Genomic DNA, 17,133 nt, shown 5'->3' on the forward strand with positions numbered 1-17,133 from the left:
CGTTTCCAGGGTCGGCCAATCAGACCGCTTCGAGAAAAAGGTTGCCATATTCGTCCACGCGTGCGTCGAAACCGGGCAGCACGCAGGTCGTGGTGTCGTCCTGCGCGACGATCGCCGGCCCGGTGAACCGGTGTCCCGCGAGCAGCGCGGCGCGCCGGTAAAGCGGCACGCGGCGCCAGGCGCCGTCCAGATAGACGTCGATCTCCGATTCCACGCGCGGCGCGCCCTCGCCCATCGCGATCCGCGGCAGTTCGGGTTTCGGCGTGGGCGCGGTGATGACGAGCCGCAGCGCCACCACCTGAATCGGCGACTTCTCGTCGCTGTGCCCGAAAAGGCGCGCATGTTCGCGATGAAATGCCTGCGCGATCGCTTCGAGATCGCCGCCGGTGAGCGCTTCCATCGCGAGCGGCGTGTCGATTTCGAACGATTGCCCGCGATAGCGCATATCGGCCGATACGACGATCTCGGCGGCGGCGTCGGTGCCCGCCTCGCGAATCACCCATGCGCGGGCGTCGGCTTCGAGGTGGGCGAGGTCCTCTCTCAGCAAGGCGAGCGATGCACGGTCGAGCGGATAGTAGGTGGCTCGAACAAAATCGTTCTTCGTATCGGCGATCAGGCCGCCGAGCGCGCTCAACACGCCGGGCGTGGTCGGCACCAGCAGGTTGCGCACATTCAAGGCGCGCGCGAGAAAGCAGCCGAGCATCGGCCCCGCGCCGCCGAACGGCATCAGCGCGAAAGTGCGCGGGTCGATCCCGAAGCGCGAGCTGAGCCGGCTCACGCCCGCGTACATGCCCGAGATCGAAACCTCGATGATGGCCGCCGCGGTCTGATGGATATCGAGTCCCAGACGCCGCGCGAGCGGCTCGATTGCGCGCCGCGACGCGTGCGCATCCACCTTCACCGCGTTGTAGCCGAGCGCGGCGTTGCCGAGCACGCCGATGACGGCGAACGCGTCGGTGATGGTGGGGCGCGTGCCGCCGCGTCCGTAGCAAACCGGTCCTGGGCTCGACCCCGCGCTTTCGGGGCCGACCTTCAACACGCCGAATTCGTCGACCCAGGCAATCGAGCCGCCGCCGTCGCCGACCGACGACACGGACACCGACGGAATATGAATCTGGAATTCGCCGATGTATTCGCCGGTTGCGTACTGCGGTTTGCCGTCCACGATCAGCGCGATATCCGCGGTCGTTCCGCCGATGTCGAGACTCATGCAATCCTTCACGTTGCAGAGCCTGGCGAGATACGCCGCGCCGATCACACCCGACGCGGTGCCGGACAGGATCATCTGCACGCAGTTCTGTTTGCCGTGCTCGGCGCTCATCACGCCGCCATTCGATTTCGTGACCTTGAGGTCCGCCGCGACACCGCTTTCCGTCAGCGCCGCCTGCAACTGCGTCAAGTAGTTCGACACGCGCGGCTGCACATAGCCGCCGATGGTCGCCGTCACCGTTCGCTCGTATTCGCGGATGATCGGCCACACTTCGTGCGAGCACGACACGAAGAAGCCCGGCAGCGCAGCCCCGATAATCGCCTTGACCCGCTGTTCGTGCGCCGGGTTGCGGTATGAGTGAAGCAGCGACACGATCACGCCCTCGCAGCCCGCCGCCTGCATGCCGCGCACGGCGGCGAGCACGCTGGGTTCGTCGATGGGCGTTTCCTCCACGCCGTCCGCGCCGAGACGTCCTATCACGCCGAATACACGGTCGCGCGGAATGAGCGGCGCCGGGCGGCTCGACATCAGATGGTACATATCGGGGATCTTCAAACGCGCGATGTCGAGCACGTCCTCGAAGTGGCGCGTGGTGATGAGCCCCAGCTTCAGCCCGCGCCGCTGCACCACCGCGTTCACGCCGACCGTCGTGCCATGCGTGAAATACGTCACCTCGTGCGGCTCGATGCCGTAGCGCTCGCGCAGTCCCTCGACGCCCGCGAGCACTTCGCTGCCTGGGCTGTCGGGACGTGAAAACACCTTTAGCGTGCGAATGGTTCGCGTGGCTTCGTCCAGCACCGCGAAATCGGTGAACGACCCACCGATATCGACTCCGATTCTCAAACCCATTGTCGTGTTCCTGCCTGTGTGAAGTGATGTGCGCCGCTGCCGCTCAAGCGCGTTGCCTGCGTTTGTCGATGACGTCGCGAATCTGGTAGTAGCTGCCGAGCGCGGGCATGAACCACGGCTTGCCGCCATAGAACGGATGCGTGAGCATCGGCGTGCCGTAGGCGCTGGTTTCGGGTGCTTGTCCTTCGGCGATCAGGCGCGCGACCTTGTAGCCGAGATACGTCATCATCACCACGCCGCTGCCGTTGCAGCCGAGCGCGTAGTAGACGCCATCGGCGGTGCGGCCCAGATGCGGGAGGAAGTCGAGCGTGAGCGCCACCGTGCCGCCCCAGCTATACGCCACCTTGACGCCGGCCATCTGCGGAAAGCGCTCGACCATCTGCGCATGCAGGATCGCAGCCGACTGGCGGCGATCGAGGTTGTAAAAGCGCGCCCGGCCACCGAACAGCAGGCGCGTGCCGTCCGGCGAATAGCGGTAGTAGTTGACGACGCGGCGCGTCTCCGAGATGCCGCGACGCTTCGGTATCAGCGAGGCGCGCAAGTCGGCCGGCAATGCCTCGGTGGCGATCTGATGCGATACGACCGGCACCACGCGACGCTGCAGATCGGGCGTCGACGAACCTGTGTAGCCGTTCGTGCAGATCACCACGTGCCGGCTGGCGAGCGCGCCGCGCGGCGTCTCGACCCGGTATTGCGCGCCGACTCGCGCGATGCTGCCGACCGGGGCGCGGCTGCATACCGTGATGCCCGCGCCGCGCGCCGCGGCGAGCAGACCGGCGAACATCATCGACGGATGAAGCTGGCCCGCCCGTTCGAGCAGAACGCCGCCGGCATAGATGTCGCTCGCCAGTTCGCCGCGCAGTTCGTCGCGTGAAAGCAGCCGCGCCCCGGCGCGCGCATACGTGTTCAGATTGACGATGCGCTTGCGCCACGCGGCCAGATGCGCGTCGGTCCACATCGCGTTGATGCGCCCGGCCTTCACGTAGCTGCATTCGATCGCGTTGTCGCGCAGGATGCTTTCGAACACCTCGTAAGACGCCGACGCTTCGCTCAACAGGGTGCGCTGACGCTCCTCCGATACCGAACCATCCAGCTTTTCTCCCGACGGCGCCTTGCCGACATTCACGCCTCCCGACACCTGTCCGCCGCTGAGCGTGCTCGCGCCGATGCCCGGCACATCCGCTTCGAGCACGGCCACGCGCAAGCCCTGCTTCGCCAGTTCGAGCGCGCACGACAAGCCCGCATAGCCGGCGCCGACAATCGCGACGTCCACCTCGCGGGGCACCTCCGACATCAGTTCATCATGCGGACGCCAGTCTTGCCACCAATACGGCGTGTCGGTGAAATCAAGGGAAAAAACGTCGTTGCGCATGGACACGGTCGAGTCCCTGGTTGGATTGAATAGCCCCGCTCGCCGGACTCAGCGAGGGCGTGAAAAAACCAGCGGCTTCCGCGAGCCTTCGGTCGCGGTCTCGGGCCTCGCTGTCATGGCGCCGATAATGCGTCGCTCATGTCGTGGAGCGCATGGCGTGCGATAGCAACGATCTCGTCGATGTCGGCGCGCGTGGCGATGAGCGGCGGCGCAAAGCCGACAATGTCGTTCGTGCCCAGCGCGCGCACGATCAAACCGCGCGCGAGCGCCGCCTGCGCCACCCGTTGGCTCGCCTTCGCCGCCGCTGGAAAGGGTCGTCGTTCAGTCTTGCCGGCCATCAGTTCGAGCGCGGCGAGCATGCCCACGCCCCTCACGTTGCCGACGAACGGATGCGCGTCGAACGCCTCATGCAGACGCGCCTGAAAATAGGCGCCGACCTCCGCCGCATTGCTCACCAACTGCTCGCGCTCGATGATGTCGAGGTTCGTCAATGCCGCCGCCGCGCACACCGGGTGGCCGGAGTAGGTCCAGCCGTGATTCATCGCGCCCTGCTCGCGCGAGCCGCGCTCGATCACATCCCACACGCGCTCGCTGACGATCACGCCGGACAGCGGCAGATACCCGCTCGTCAGTCCTTTCGCCACCGACATGAGATCCGGCGCGAGGCCGTAGTGCTCGCTGCCCGTGCGCGAACCGAGGCGGCCGAAACCGCACACCACTTCATCGACCGCGAAGAGAATGTCGTGACGCTCGAGCACCGCCTGAATCGCGGGCCAATAACCCGACGGCGGCGGCACGATGCCGCCCGAGCCCATCACCGGCTCGCCGAAAAACGCGGCGATCGTGTCGGCGCCCTCGCGGGCGATCAGTTGCTCCAGGTGCTCGACGCAATCCGCGACGAACTCCGCCTCGCTCGCGCCGGGGCGTGCGTCGCGATAGAAGTCGGGGCTCGCCGTGTGCAGCACCTGCGGCATGGGCAGATCGAAACCGGCGTGAAACTTCGGCTGCCCGGTCAGGCTGCCGGTCGCGATGCCCGAGCCGTGATAACTGCGCTGCCGCGCGATGATCTTTTTCTTGCGCGGCCTTCCCAGCACGTTGTTGTAGTACCAGGCGAGCTTCACCTGCGTCTCGTTGGCGTCCGAGCCCGACATGCCGTAGAACACCTTCTTCATGCCGGGCGGCGCCCACTCTTCGATCAGACGCCGCGACAGTTCGACAGCGGGGTCGTTCGAGAAGCCCGCATACGTGTGATAGAACGACAGCCGGCGCGTCTGGGCGGCGATCGCGTCGGCCATTTCCTCGCGTCCATAGCCGATGTTCACGCAGTAAAGCCCCGCGAACGCGTCGATGTACGAGCGCCCCGCGTGATCTTCTATGCGGATGCCCTGTGCGCGCGTCATCAACCGCGCATCCAGTTCGCCCGACGCATGGTCCGACGCGTGCGTGCCGGGATGCATCAGATGCCGCCGGTCGGTTTCGAGCGTGAGTTCCCCGCGCCTGTGCATGGTTGCATTCATGTCGATGGGGATGTCGGTGTCGACGAAGTTCATGTTTTGTCCGCCGCTGAGGAATTGGCCGCAGCGTCCCACCGCGGATGCCACGCCGGCTGGCTCACGCGACCGTCGGCGCGAGCCAGCGCGCCGATGCGCGCCATCGAGCTCGCATCGAGTTCGAAATCGGATACCGCAAGGTTTTCGCCGATGCGCACCGGGTTCGACGACTTGGGAATCGCCGCCACGCCGGGCTGCTGCACGAGCCAGCGCAAGATGATCTGGGCCGGCTTGCGTCCGTGTTCGCGTGCGATCTCCGCGATGACCGGATCGGCAAGCAGCTTGCCGCTGCCGAGCGGCGTGTGCGCGATCAGCGCCATGCCATGCCGGCGGCACGCATCGAGCACCAGGGTCTGGTCGAGATACGGGTGGTATTCGCACTGATTGGCGGCCAACGGCACCGAGGCGAGCGCGACTGCGCGATCGAGCAACGCCACCGGAAAATTCGATACGCCGATATGCCGCGTCAAGCCGCTGCGCTGCGCTTCGCACAGCGCGCCGATGGTCTCTTCCAGCGGCACTTCAGGGTTGGGCCAATGCACCAGCAGCAGATCGACGTGATCGAGCCCGAGCCGCGCGACGCTTGCCTCGGCGGCACGCCTGAAATCCGCGGCGCGCAATTCGGTGTGCCACACCTTGGTCGTGACGAACACCTCGTCGCGCGGCAGACCGCTCGCGGCGAGCGCCTGGCCGACCGCCTGCTCGTTCTCGTAGCGCGCCGCCGTGTCGATATGCCGATAGCCCGCTTCGAGCGCCGCGCGCACCGCTTGCACGCCTTCCTCATGCGTGGACCGCCAGGTGCCGAGGCCGATTGCGGGTATGCGCGCGCCATGGGCCTGGATAACCGGCGAGGCGCCGAGCGGCTGAAAAGAGAGTCCCATTGCCGTAATCGTTCTCCAATGCTTTCCAACTCGATGAGGGTGTGCCACAATACGGCACGTCGTTCCACAAACAGTGAACGAAAAGTAACACGCGCTTTTTTGCGTTGCAAGCGCAGCGTGGGCGAGCGCTCGCCCGTCGCCGTCCTTCATCGGAGACCTGCATGAAAAGTTTGTTGAAGAGCCTCGAGATCCTCGAGGCTGTGTCGAAGAACCAGCCGGTCAGCGTGGGCGTGCTGGCACGTCAGCTCGATATGCCGAAGTCGAGCGTGCAGCGCGTGCTGTTGACGTTCCACGAGGCGGGCTGGCTTCGTCAGTCGAGCGGCGATCTGACGCGCTGGGAAGTGGGACCGCGAATTCTCGGCGTGCGGCCCGCCGCGCTGCGCGGCGGCGCGCTGTATGCGGCCGCGCGTGAGCCGATGCGCGAGTTGCGCGACCTGACCAACGAAACGGTTCATCTGTCGGTGCCGGACAGCACCAACTCGATGGTCCTGATCGACCGTGCGGACTGTACGCAAACGGTGCGCACGTTCAGCCCGATCGGCGATCCGAGCCCGTTCCACGCCACCGCCACGGGGTTGGCGGTACTGGCGTACATGAAGGAAGCCGAGGTCGACGAAATCCTGAGCCGCGACCTGCCGAAGTTCAGTGAAACAACGCCATGCGATCCCGCCGAAATACGGCTGGAACTCGAGCGCATCCGGCAACGCGGCTATTCGGTGAATCTCTCGCAGTACCGTCCCGCGGTGTGCGCAATCGGCGCGCCGATCATCGATTCAGACGGCGCGCCGGCGGCGAGCATCTGCATCTCGATGCCGGAATCGCGCTATGACCCGGCACGTCTTGAAGAATGGGGCAAGGCGGTGGCGAAGGCCGCGGCTGCGATTGGCGTGTAGCAATCCGGTAGCGGTGTGGCGACGCGCGATTCACGGCGCGTCATGCCGTCGCCGCTTCCCGTCAGAACTTCAGCACGCCACGAGCCGCACCAGGCGCAGCACGATTTCGTGCATGCGCGTGCCGGGCAGGAAAAATTCGGCGACACCCAGCGCTTTCAGCACCCCCGCGCTTTCCGCCTGAACATTCCCGCCGAGCACGACGGGTATCGCGGCATGCCGCGCGCGCAATTCACGCATCAATTGCGACGTCAACTCGACATGTGCGCCCGCGAGCGATGACACGCCGATCATGTCGATCTCGTTCGCCAGCGCGCGCCGCGCAACTTCCGCGGGCGAGATGAAGAGTTCGTTGGACACGACCTCGAAGCCCGCATCGATCAACGCGGCAGCCACCGCTTGCGCGCCGCGATCGTGGCCGTCCTGTCCGAGCTTCGTGATCATCACGCGGGGCTTGCGCCCCAGCGTCGATGTCAATTCATCGACCTGTTCGCAGGCGGCTTTCCACCTTGCATCCGACGAAAGCGTTTCCTCGTAGATGCCGGCGCTCGCATGCAAACCGATCGTATGACGCGGCCACACGGCTTCGAGCGCGCGCGTGCATTCGCCGACTGTCGCGCGCGCACGCATGCAGCGGATCGTCAACGCGAGCAGGTTGTCCGTGCCCGCGCGCGCGGCCGTTTCGAGCGCGTCCAACGCACGCGCCACATGCTGCGCATCGCGCCGCAGCTTGACCTCCGCGATGCGACGGAGCTGGTGGCCGCGCACTTTTTTTCCGTCCAGTTCGAAACATGCGGGCGCTTCGTCAGCGTCGCCATGAACGAACGCGTTGACGCCCACCACGACGCGTTGCCCGCTATCGATTTCGGCCTGCAGCGTCACGGCCGATTCGTGGATGCGTTGGCGAATCCATCCCGAGCGAATCGCTTGCACGATGCCGCCGCGCGCGTCGATCTCGCCGATCAGCGAACGCACGCGCGCCGCGATGTCGGCCGTCAACGCTTCCATCATGTACGAACCGGCCCACGGATCGACGACGTCGCACAGTCCCATTTCGTGCTGAAGCATAAGTTGTGTGTCGCGAGCGAGGCGCGACGACGATGCCGACGGCAAGGCCAGCGCTTCGTCAAAGGCGTTCGTATGCAGCGACTGCGTGCCGCCGAAGACGGCCGCCAGCGCTTCGACGGTGGTGCGCACGATGTTGTTCGACGGCTTCTGCGCGGTCAGCGACCAGCCGGACGTCTGGCAATGCATCCGCAGGGCGCGCGCCTTGTCGGAAGCCGCGCCGCACTGCGTCGCGAGTTCCGACCAGACGAGACGCGCCGCGCGCAGCTTCGCAACCTCGACATAGAAGTCCGTGCCGACGCCGAAGAAGAAGCTCATGCGCTCGCAGGCGTCGTCGGCATTCATGCCTCGCGCGCCAAGCGTTTCGATGTAGGTGCGCGCATGGGCCATCGTCAGCGCCAGTTCGAGCACGGGATCGGCGCCGGCCTCCTGAAAGTGATAGCCGGACACCGATAGCGCGTTGAAGCGCGGAGCATGTCGCGCGAGATAATCGACCACGTCGGCGGCGATTCGCAACGACGGTTCAGGCGCGAAGATGCAGGTGTTGCGCACGATGAACTCTTTGAGAATGTCGTTCTGAATCGTGCCGGTCAGTTGCGCCGCGGCCACGCCGCGCTCCTCGGCCGCGACGATGAAGGCGGCCAGCACCGGCAGCACCGCCCCGTTCATCGTCATCGATACCGAGGTTCGGTCGAGTGGAATGCCCGCGAAAAGACGCGCCATGTCTTCGACCGTATCGATCGCGACCCCAGACAGCCCGACCTCGGCGCTCGTGCGCGGATCGTCCGAATCATAGCCGCGCTGGGTCGGCAGATCGAACGCGACGGACAAGCCCTGTGCCCCTTCCGCCAGCGCGGTGCGAAACGCGAGGTTCGAATCGGCCGCTTCGGCGTAGCCCGCGTATTGCCGGATCGTCCACGGCTTCGCCGTGTACATCGACGCGTATGGACCGCGCACGAACGGCGCGGCGCCAGGCATGCTGTTCAGATGCGCGACGCCAGCGAGGTCGGAGGCGGTATAAAGCGTCTTCAGCGGCACGGCGCGGCGCCGGGGCCTGGGCCGGGACTGCAAGCGCAGCGGCGCCTCGCGTTTGACGGCGGACCTCATCGCTGTCTCCAGCGTTTTTCCGTGACGACGTCGGCAATCTTCAGGTTGTCGCTGCCGCGTCGCACTTCGCTCCAATGCACGATGCCCTGCCCGCTTTCGCGTTCGCCGACCACATGCACGTTCAACGCATCACCGATGTTGACGTTGCCATAAAAGTGCAGCGACCGGCTCGCGATCACGGGCGGCTCCGCAAACCGGTGCCGTTGCCATTCGGCGCGATCGACAAACGACTGGAAGCTCGCAAAGTAGAGAAAGTCCGCGCCATTGAAGTCGTTGTTCGGACAGGGAAGAAAGCGGGCGGCCTCGTGCACGCCAGGCGCGAGCCCTTCGCATGAGGCCCGGTCTCCTGCCCTCAGGCGCTTGCCCGTTTGCGTCATGGCCAGCGCTTCGTCGGGCGCCGGACTGATCGCCCCCGCCAGCGCGGCAAGCGTTGCACGCGCGACCGAACGATTGTTGCGCGCTTCGGCGCGCGTGACGAACGTCGACGACATCGACACCTCCGCGATCGACGCATCGTCACGCACGATGCGGTGTGTGCTGAAGTGCCGGACCGGGCCGGTTCTGCATAACGCGCTGTGAATGTCGAACTCGTCGTTCTCGCGCACGGCATCGAAACCGTGCGCCCGCAGGCGGATCGCGGTGAAGGCGGCATACGAGCGGCCGCCGTTGTCGTCGCTGAAATCCGGCGTGGCTCGCCCTGTGTGCACGGCCAGCGCCTCCCAATGACGATGCCCGCATTCCTTCAGCAGCCAGTTCTCCGACAGGCCGGTGAAGCTCAATTGCGGCATGCCCGCGCGATAGCGTCCCGTCGTGTTCTGCATGGGGCTTCGGTCGCTCAGGCCGCGAGACTATCGGTTGCCGGATCGGACGCATCGAGCGACGCGCGAATGGCGTCGACGACATAAGCCGCGTCGCGCGCGACGCCCGAGAAGCGCCCCGACCCCCACGTATGCAGCCACGGCAAGCCGATGAAATACAGCCCCGCTTGCGGCGTGATGCCCCGCGTGTGCGCCGGATAGCCGCGTCCATTGAACACGGGCGCATCGATCCAGCTGAAGTCCGGCGTGAAGCCGATGCACCAGATGATCGACGTGATGCCGCTCGCCGCCAGATCGAGCGAGGTGCGCTCGCCGTCCGGCCGCCATACCGGCTCATAGGCCGCTTCGCGCGGCGCGTCGATGCCGTGCCGGTCGATGAACGTATCGATGCTCGCGTTGATGCGGTTGTAGGTATCGTCCGCGCTGTCCAGGTTCTCGATCAGGTTCGGTGCGAACTGCAGGCGGCCGTCGCGCAGATCCTCGAGCCGGCCGTACAGCTCCATGCCTTCCAGCGCGAAACGCCGCAGATCGATGTCGCGTCCGCCGTCGCGGCCGGTCACGTAGTGGTTCGTGTTGTCCCGCACGCCTTCACGCAGCGGATGCTGCTCGACGGGCATGTCGTAGTAGTGCATGTCGGCGAGCCAGTCGACCACGTCGCGTCCGCGATAGAAACGCGCGCAGCGCGGCGCCTCGCCGACCGCGAGGTAGACCTTGCGCCCGGCCAGATGCAGATCCTCGGCGATCTGCGCACCCGATTGCCCCGAGCCGACGACGAGCACCGCGCCGTCCGGCATGACCTCGGGATTGCGATAGTGCGAAGACTGCATCTGCACGATCCCGGCGGGCAGGCGCTCGGCCATGCGCGGCACGATCGGCGTGTGATAGCCGCCCGACGCCACGACGACGTGATCCGCGGTGAACTCGCCATTCGAGGTCGACACGTTGTAGCATCCATCGGCGTCGCGCTTCACGCGTTTGACCTCGGTGTGCTCGAGCACCGGCGCGTCGACCATCGCGATGAAGCCGTCCAGATACGCGATGATCTGATCCTTCTTCATGAAGCCATGCGGATCGTCGCCGCGATACGGGTAGCCGGGCAGCGCGCATTGCCAGTTCGGCGTGACGAGACAGAATGCGTCCCAGCGTTGCGAACGCCAGGTGTGCGTGACCGAATGCTTTTCGAGCACGAGATGATCGATGCCGGCTTCTTTCAGGTAGTAGCTGATGGACAGGCCCGCCTGGCCGCCACCCGCGACGATGACCGGGTAGTGACGATTCGCATGGGCCGCCTGAGGGCCAGGGCTAACGGTTGTGTTCGACATGGTTCTTTCCTGCTTTTCGTATGAATGTTCCGGCGCGCGGCCATTGCTTCGTCAATGGGCGCGCCGCATTCAGGTTTCACAAAAGTTCGACGACCTTCACGACCGCCAGCGGGTCCGACGAAAAAGCCTCGGCCTGCTGCTCGATCTGCGCGAGCTGATCCATCGCGGCCGAACAGGCGAAGCCGTATTTCTCGCGCACGCGCTCGGAGCCGATCTGCAAAGCCTCGCGCGAGCGTTCGACAAACTCGCTCAATGCATAGCTCTCGCCCGCGGCAAGGAACTCGCCGACCACCGTCGACGGCGAATAGCAGTTGGCCTCGGTGCCATCGGGCCACTGGACCCTGAAGTGCATGACTGGCATGACATATCCTCGATGAGTGAAGGGTTCAGACGGGAGCGGGTTGCAGTTGCCGCCGGTACAACGCGATGTGACGGCGGGCGCTCGCGGTCCAGCTGAAGCGCTGCAACAACTCAGGGACCGCGTGGGCGAAATCGATGCCGCCGCGCGCATCGAGCGAACGGCACAACGCGCCGGCGATGCTGCGCGCGTCGTCAGGCTGCGCCCAGCAGCAGACGCGTTCATCGAGGTACTCGATGAACGGCGCGATGCGCGAGACGACAACCGGCGCGCCCGACGCGAGCGCTTCCAGCACGACCAGCCCGAAACCCTCGCGCAACGACACCATCGAGACGACATCCGCGCGGCGCAGGAGCGCGGGCATGACCTCGTCGTCGAGCGGGCCGGTGACGACGATCGGACAGCCCGCGCCAAGCGCAAGATTCAGCGCCGCCGCGCGTTCGAAAAACCGCCGGCCATAGGCGTCGTGATCCAGAAGACTCGCGCCGCCCGCCACGACGAGTTGCGCATCGGCATGCGTCTGCCTGAGCAACGCGAACGCTTCGAGCAGTTGCAGTGTGTTCTTGCGTTCCTCGATGCCGCCGACCGCCAGCACGACGGGCGCGCCGACCATGCCGAATCTTGCGAGCAAGGCCGTGTCGGTGGCGTCACGTTTTGCCGTTAAGCGCGTTAAATCGACGCCGTTCGTCACGGTCACCGCGTTCACGCCGAAGGCGCGCTGCATCCGGCGCGTCCACGCATCGCTGACGCAATAAACGGCGTCAGCATCGGCATACGCGCGCCGCTGCCATTCGGCGAGGCGCGGCACGGCGAAGTCGTCGAGATGGTGGACCGTTCGCACGAACCCGCGTATCGCGCCGTCATGCCGAAGTTCGGCGAGCGCGTTGCCGCTGATGCTGTCCTGCGCGTGGAGAACGTCGAAGCTCGCCGGATCGCTGGCCAGCAACGCGGCCTTCAACGCATCGATACGCGTCCGCACCATCGATACCGTGTCGCTCGCGTTGCCAGCGACCCGAGCGAGCACGATCCGGCACGGCGACGCCCGGAACATCGCGGCCCCGCCCACCGACGGCGCGAAGATCGTCACGCGATGCCCCGCGTCATGCAATGCGCGCGCAAGTTCGAGCGTGTGCACGACGCCGCCGCGCGGGTTCACCGAGTGCGTGAAGAGCGCGATTCGAAGGGGACGTGTCTTCATGCGCACGCTCCCGAAGGCGCGCCGATGAACGGCCCGTCGCCGAAATTCCAGAGCAGCGCCGCGTCGCCGCGCTGAGTGAGCACCACTTCGCGCGATGCGTCGACTTCGCCGATCACCGCGCACGCCAGATCGCGTGCAACGAAGCGCGCGAGCACTTCGTCGACGTGTTCCGCGCGCACCGACAGCACGAAGCCGAAGCTCGGAAACGCGCTGAGCCAGCGCTCGAAGTCGACGCCCGGCGATCGTGGAATCGCGTCGAGATCGATTCGCGCGCCCATCGCCGAACATTCGAGCAGCATCAACGACGTGCCCAGCACGCCGGCCATGCTGATGTCCTTCGCGGCATCGCACAGGCCGCTTTCCGCGAGCGCGGGCAGCAGCTCGAGATCGTCGCGCAAGCGCTGCGACGGCGCGCCGACCGAGGCGTTCCAGAACGGGTACGGGTCTTCGAAGCGGCCTCGCAGATCGACGGCCATCACGAGCCGATCGCCTGCGCGCGCCTTGAAGCTCGACAGCAACGCGCGCGCCCGGCCCACGATCGACACCGCGAGTTGCGGCTGCGCGCTGCGCGTATTGCTATGCCCGCCCACCACCGGCACGCCGTAGGCAAGCGACGCCGCCGCCATGCCGGCCAGCACTTCTTCGGCCGCGCCGAGGCCGTCGCTCCACAGCGCATCGACGACGGCAAGCGGCCGGCCGCCCATCGCATACACGTCGCTGATGTTGACCATCACGCTGCTGTAGCCCGCGAACCACGGCATGGCTTCGACGAAATCGCTCACCAGCCCTTCGATCGCGAAGAGCAGGTAGCCGTCGCCGTCACGGATCGCCGCGCAGTCGTCGCCGAGCGCGACCGCCTGCGCGAGATCGCGCACGCCGTGCGGCAGGCGCTGCGCCAACGACGCGACGACGCCCGCAATATCGGTCTTATGCCGGAAGCCGCGGCTTGCCCTTAGCCGTTCAACGAGCGAAGCGATGCTCATGAGCGGCCCCGCGACGACGTGACGAGCCCGCTCTCCGGCGTAAAGCACGGCGGATAGTGCGCGAGGTCCGCTTCCATCAGACGATGCGCACGGCCGAACAGCATCTCCTCGCCCACCGATTGCCAATGCAGACGCCGGAACAACGGCACATTCTGGCTTTGCACATGCGCAAGAAAAGTCTCGCAACCGAGCGCGTGCGCGCTGCTCACGGCGAGCCGGATCAGCGTCGAGCCGAGCTTGCCGTGCGAGCGGAACGCCGCATGCACCGCGAGCCGCGAGCCCAGCCACACATGCGGCTCGGTCTCGTGAATCCGTACGGTGCCGACGACCTGCTCCGGCACGCCCGCGATGCAACTCAGCGCGACCAGCAGCTTCGCGCGAGCGTCGATTTCATCGCGGTCGTCGCCGGCGAAGATGCCCTGCTCCACGCAAAACACCGCGCGCCGCAGCACATAAGCCTCGTTGCTTTCCCACGGCAGCGTCGCCCATTTCACGCGGTACTCCGCAGGCGTGAACGCAAGCGGCAAGGCGTCCAGTTCATCGACGGCTTCGCAGAACATGGCTACTCCTCGTACGATGCCAGCGACGAACATGCGCCGCATTTGCCGCAGCCCGCCTTGATGTCGGCGGAACGCATCCGCGCGTCGCGCAGCATCGCACCGAGCGGAACCAGCACCGACTTCATGAACGCCGGCGTCGGCGCGGGATGGTCTTCGAGCGGCGTGCCGCTGATCGGCACGAACGGCACGACGAACGGATAGACGCCGAGCGCAATCAGTTCACGCGAGATCGACAGGATCGCGTCGGCGGTGTCGCCCAGTCCGGCGAGAATGTACGTGCTCACCTGCCCGCTGCCGAACACCGCGACGGCCGCCTTGAACGCCTCCCTATAACGCGACACGGGCACGCTCGCCTTGCCGGGCATCACGCGTTCGCGCACGGCGGGCGTCACCACTTCCAGATGCATGCCGAGCGTATCGATGCCGCTCGCTTTCATCCGCTCGAACCAGCGGTCGTCGTCGGGCGGCTCGCATTGCGCCTGGATCGGCAGATCGACAGCGGCCTTGATCGCGAACGCGCTTTCGCAGAGGATCCGCGCGCCGCGATCGCTCGTCGGCGGCGTGCCCGTCGTCAGCACCATGTGCTTGACGCCGTCGAGCAGCACGGCCGCGCGCGCGACTTCGGCGAGTTGTTCAGGCGTCTTGCGCGCAATCGTGCGGCCCGCCGCGAGCGACTGGCCGATTGCGCAGAACTTGCAGGTCTTGCGGCGGCTTTCGTAACGGATGCAGGTTTGCAGCACGGTCGTCGCGAGCACGTCGGTGCCGTGCAGCGTGGCGATGTGCGAGTACGGCACGCCGTCCAGCGTTTGCAAGCGCGTGAAGCGCGGCGCCTTCGGAAAGCTGATGTCCGCGATCGGTATCGTGCCGCGCAGCAGCGCGCTCGCGCCCGCTTCATCCGGCGCACTGGCGACGAACGGCGAGTTCCACGCCGAACTCGTATGCACCGGCACCATGATCGTCACGCCGTCGACGGTGACCGCCTTGTGATCCGACGGCCCCGCGCCGCCGCGCCGGCTCGCGACGCCCGCGTTCGGATCGACCAGACGCAAACCCGCGGACTGCAACTCGGTGCGCAGTTGCGTCATCTGCCGGTGCCGTTCGGTTCCCACTTCACTCGACCGCCGGCTCATGGCCGGCGGATTCGCGCTGGTATTCATCCTGACCTCCACTCGTGGTATCGAAAGCGGCGTCGGCGCTGAATCGCTCGAACGCCGTGTTCATCGGCGCGACCGGGGTCGCGGGACGATCGTTGATCGCAAGGCTCAACAACTCGGGCCGCGCGTAATGGCCGACCGAGTCCATCATCCGTTTGCGCTTCGTGATGAGCGACATGTCGAGATCGGCGACCACCATCCCTTCGCCTTCGCGCAAGGGCTCGGCGAGATGCTGTCCTTCCGGCGACACGATCGCGGTATGACAGCCGCCGCGCAGCGCCTTTTGCAGCTTTGGATCGCTCGTCACCGAATCGATCTGCGCCTCGCTCAGCCAGCCCGTCGAGTTGACGACGAAGCAGCCCGATTCGAGCGCGTGATGACGAATCGTGACTTCGATCTGCTCGGCGAAGATCGGCCCGACGAGCGAACCGGGGAACTGGCTGCAATGGATCTCTTCGTGCTGCGTCATCAACGCATAGCGCGCGAGCGGGTTGTAGTGCTCCCAGCAGGCGAGCGCGCCGACGCGTGCTATACCCGTATGCGCGACCTTCAGTCCCGCCGCGTCCCCCTGGCCCCAGATCATCCGCTCGTGAAAAGTCGGCGTGAGCTTGCGGCGTTTGAGCACGAGGCGACCGTCGACGTCGAACACGAGTTGCGTGTTGTACAGGCTGCCGTGATCGCGCTCGTTCACGCCGAGCACCACCACCATCGCGTGACGGCGCGCCCGTTCGGCTACCGCCTGCGTGACGGGCCCCGGCACGACGACGGCCTGTTCATACAGCCGCATGTGATCGGCGCCCGACGCGACGGGCGGAAGCACGAACGAAAAGTACGGGTAGTACGGCACGAACGTCTCGGGAAAGACGATCAGCTGTACGCCTTTGGACGCGGCTTCGTCGATCGCGGCGCACACCTTGTCGAGCGTGCCGCCGGGACGATCGAACTCCGGCGCGATCTGCACCGCGGCCGCTCGGATGATTCGCTGGTCGGACATGATCGGCACCCGGCCCGCGCTCAAACGGTCCACGTGTGGATGATCAGCGCGTTCTCCTTGCGATGGAGAAGCTGGATATCGAGCACGTCGAGCGGACTGACCGGACGGATGCCTTCGATCAGCGACGCTTCGCCATGACCGTACAGCGCCTGCAATGCGAAGCGGCAGGCGTACACCTTGCCGCCCTCTTCCATGAACTTCACGAGCTGCTTGTTGAAGTTCAGATGACCCGGAAAGGCTTCGTCGCCGAGCGTCGGAAAGCCGCGTTGCAGACCGAGCGTGACGCCCGGCCCGTACAGCAGCACCGACGTATCGAAGCCCTTGCGTTGCAGGCGCGTGGCCTGCAACAGATTGACGAAACCGATCGAGCCTTCGAACGCGACGGTGTGAAACGTCACCAGCGCCTTTTCGCCGGGTTCGGCTTTGACGTCGGGGAACACCTTCTCTTCGTAATCGACCAGAAAATCGCCTTTCTGATGCAGAGGTTTATTGACGGCGGGCATATCACTCTCCAATAAGTCGCGTAATTGATCGTATTTGCCCGCCGGAAAATGGCCGGCTGGCGAATTCAATAACGCAATGGATATGCCAATATCCGGCCCGAAACGTGCAATCAACTTCCAATCATTCAAAGAGCGATTGTTCGAGCGACCCGAAAAAAATTTCGCATGCCTTGTTCGACGGGACTTTGCGCCGAATCGCGCAAGGCGGCCGCGCACCCTGTCAGCGCAGCGCAAGACCTGTTCATGCGTGCGCATGGTGCGGCAAACCCCGAAAGCGTGCATTCATCCAATCAATGCGATCAACTCTCAGGTTGAATGA

The 17,133-nt window shown here is 65.7% G+C and carries 15 protein-coding genes; 1 reads left to right on the forward strand and 14 read right to left on the reverse strand.

The genetic code is table 11. The features are described from left to right. Positions 1-19: 19 nt before the first annotated feature. The 4 genes from CUJ90_RS09995 to CUJ90_RS10010 form a co-directional block, all read right to left on the reverse strand. The gene (locus tag CUJ90_RS09995) at positions 20-2,059 is read right to left on the reverse strand and encodes a hydantoinase/oxoprolinase family protein (RefSeq protein WP_114162597.1); all 2,040 of its coding nucleotides are present in this window, start codon (positions 2,057-2,059) and stop codon (positions 20-22) included. Between the two features lie 43 nt (positions 2,060-2,102). Further along, on the reverse strand, positions 2,103-3,431 hold the full coding sequence (locus CUJ90_RS10000; RefSeq protein WP_277998127.1) for an NAD(P)/FAD-dependent oxidoreductase: 1,329 nt from the start codon (positions 3,429-3,431) through the stop codon (positions 2,103-2,105). 113 nt (positions 3,432-3,544) lie between these two features. Further along, positions 3,545-4,948, reverse strand: a complete 1,404-nt coding sequence (locus CUJ90_RS10005) for an aminotransferase (protein ID WP_422879701.1) — start codon at positions 4,946-4,948, stop codon at positions 3,545-3,547. Between the two features lie 29 nt (positions 4,949-4,977). Next, positions 4,978-5,862: an aldo/keto reductase gene (locus CUJ90_RS10010; protein ID WP_114162599.1), complete on the reverse strand. Its 885-nt coding sequence runs from the start codon at positions 5,860-5,862 to the stop codon at positions 4,978-4,980. A gap of 161 nt (positions 5,863-6,023) precedes the next feature. Between CUJ90_RS10010 and CUJ90_RS10015 the strand changes: the two genes are divergently transcribed. Further along, a complete protein-coding gene (locus tag CUJ90_RS10015) occupies positions 6,024-6,755 on the forward strand; it encodes an IclR family transcriptional regulator (RefSeq protein ID WP_114162600.1) in 732 nt (243 codons plus the stop codon). A 69-nt stretch (positions 6,756-6,824) separates the two neighbouring features. Here CUJ90_RS10015 and scpA read toward each other — a convergent pair whose 3' ends face one another. From scpA to CUJ90_RS10065, 10 genes are all read right to left on the reverse strand, one after another. After that, on the reverse strand, positions 6,825-8,924 hold the full coding sequence (gene scpA, locus CUJ90_RS10020) for a methylmalonyl-CoA mutase (RefSeq protein ID WP_114162601.1): 2,100 nt from the start codon (positions 8,922-8,924) through the stop codon (positions 6,825-6,827). Next, on the reverse strand, positions 8,921-9,745 hold the full coding sequence (locus CUJ90_RS10025; protein ID WP_114162602.1) for a Pnap_2097 family protein: 825 nt from the start codon (positions 9,743-9,745) through the stop codon (positions 8,921-8,923). Before CUJ90_RS10025 ends, scpA begins: the two co-directional genes overlap by 4 nt. Before the next feature lie 14 nt (positions 9,746-9,759). Further along, on the reverse strand, positions 9,760-11,064 hold the full coding sequence (locus CUJ90_RS10030) for an MSMEG_0569 family flavin-dependent oxidoreductase (RefSeq protein WP_114162603.1): 1,305 nt from the start codon (positions 11,062-11,064) through the stop codon (positions 9,760-9,762). Positions 11,065-11,140: 76 nt separating this feature from the next. After that, positions 11,141-11,425 (reverse strand): MSMEG_0570 family nitrogen starvation response protein, encoded by a 285-nt coding sequence (locus CUJ90_RS10035; protein ID WP_073428049.1) that lies wholly within the window; start codon positions 11,423-11,425, stop codon positions 11,141-11,143. Positions 11,426-11,450: 25 nt separating this feature from the next. Then, positions 11,451-12,620 carry an MSMEG_0565 family glycosyltransferase gene (locus CUJ90_RS10040; RefSeq protein ID WP_114162604.1) on the reverse strand — a complete coding sequence of 390 codons (1,170 nt, stop codon included), beginning with the start codon at positions 12,618-12,620 and terminating at the stop codon, positions 11,451-11,453. Beyond that, complete coding sequence (locus tag CUJ90_RS10045; protein ID WP_114162605.1) at positions 12,617-13,603, reverse strand: sll0787 family AIR synthase-like protein; 987 nt, start codon at positions 13,601-13,603, stop codon at positions 12,617-12,619. Before CUJ90_RS10045 ends, CUJ90_RS10040 begins: the two co-directional genes overlap by 4 nt. After that, the gene (locus tag CUJ90_RS10050; RefSeq protein ID WP_073428046.1) at positions 13,600-14,163 is read right to left on the reverse strand and encodes an MSMEG_0567/Sll0786 family nitrogen starvation N-acetyltransferase; all 564 of its coding nucleotides are present in this window, start codon (positions 14,161-14,163) and stop codon (positions 13,600-13,602) included. The genes CUJ90_RS10045 and CUJ90_RS10050 overlap by 4 nt, the downstream gene beginning before the upstream one ends. 2 nt (positions 14,164-14,165) lie before the next feature. After that, positions 14,166-15,293: an MSMEG_0568 family radical SAM protein gene (locus CUJ90_RS10055; RefSeq protein WP_073428118.1), complete on the reverse strand. Its 1,128-nt coding sequence runs from the start codon at positions 15,291-15,293 to the stop codon at positions 14,166-14,168. Then, complete coding sequence (locus CUJ90_RS10060) at positions 15,274-16,311, reverse strand: Nit6803 family nitrilase (RefSeq protein WP_114163514.1); 1,038 nt, start codon at positions 16,309-16,311, stop codon at positions 15,274-15,276. The genes CUJ90_RS10055 and CUJ90_RS10060 overlap by 20 nt, the downstream gene beginning before the upstream one ends. A 20-nt stretch (positions 16,312-16,331) precedes the next feature. Continuing rightward, positions 16,332-16,814, reverse strand: coding sequence for an MSMEG_0572/Sll0783 family nitrogen starvation response protein (locus tag CUJ90_RS10065; RefSeq protein ID WP_073428045.1), 483 nt, complete (start codon positions 16,812-16,814; stop codon positions 16,332-16,334). Between the last annotated feature and the right edge of the window lie 319 nt (positions 16,815-17,133).

The sequence above is a fragment of the Paraburkholderia terricola genome (genome assembly GCF_003330825.1).
Lineage (GTDB): Bacteria > Pseudomonadota > Gammaproteobacteria > Burkholderiales > Burkholderiaceae > Paraburkholderia > Paraburkholderia terricola.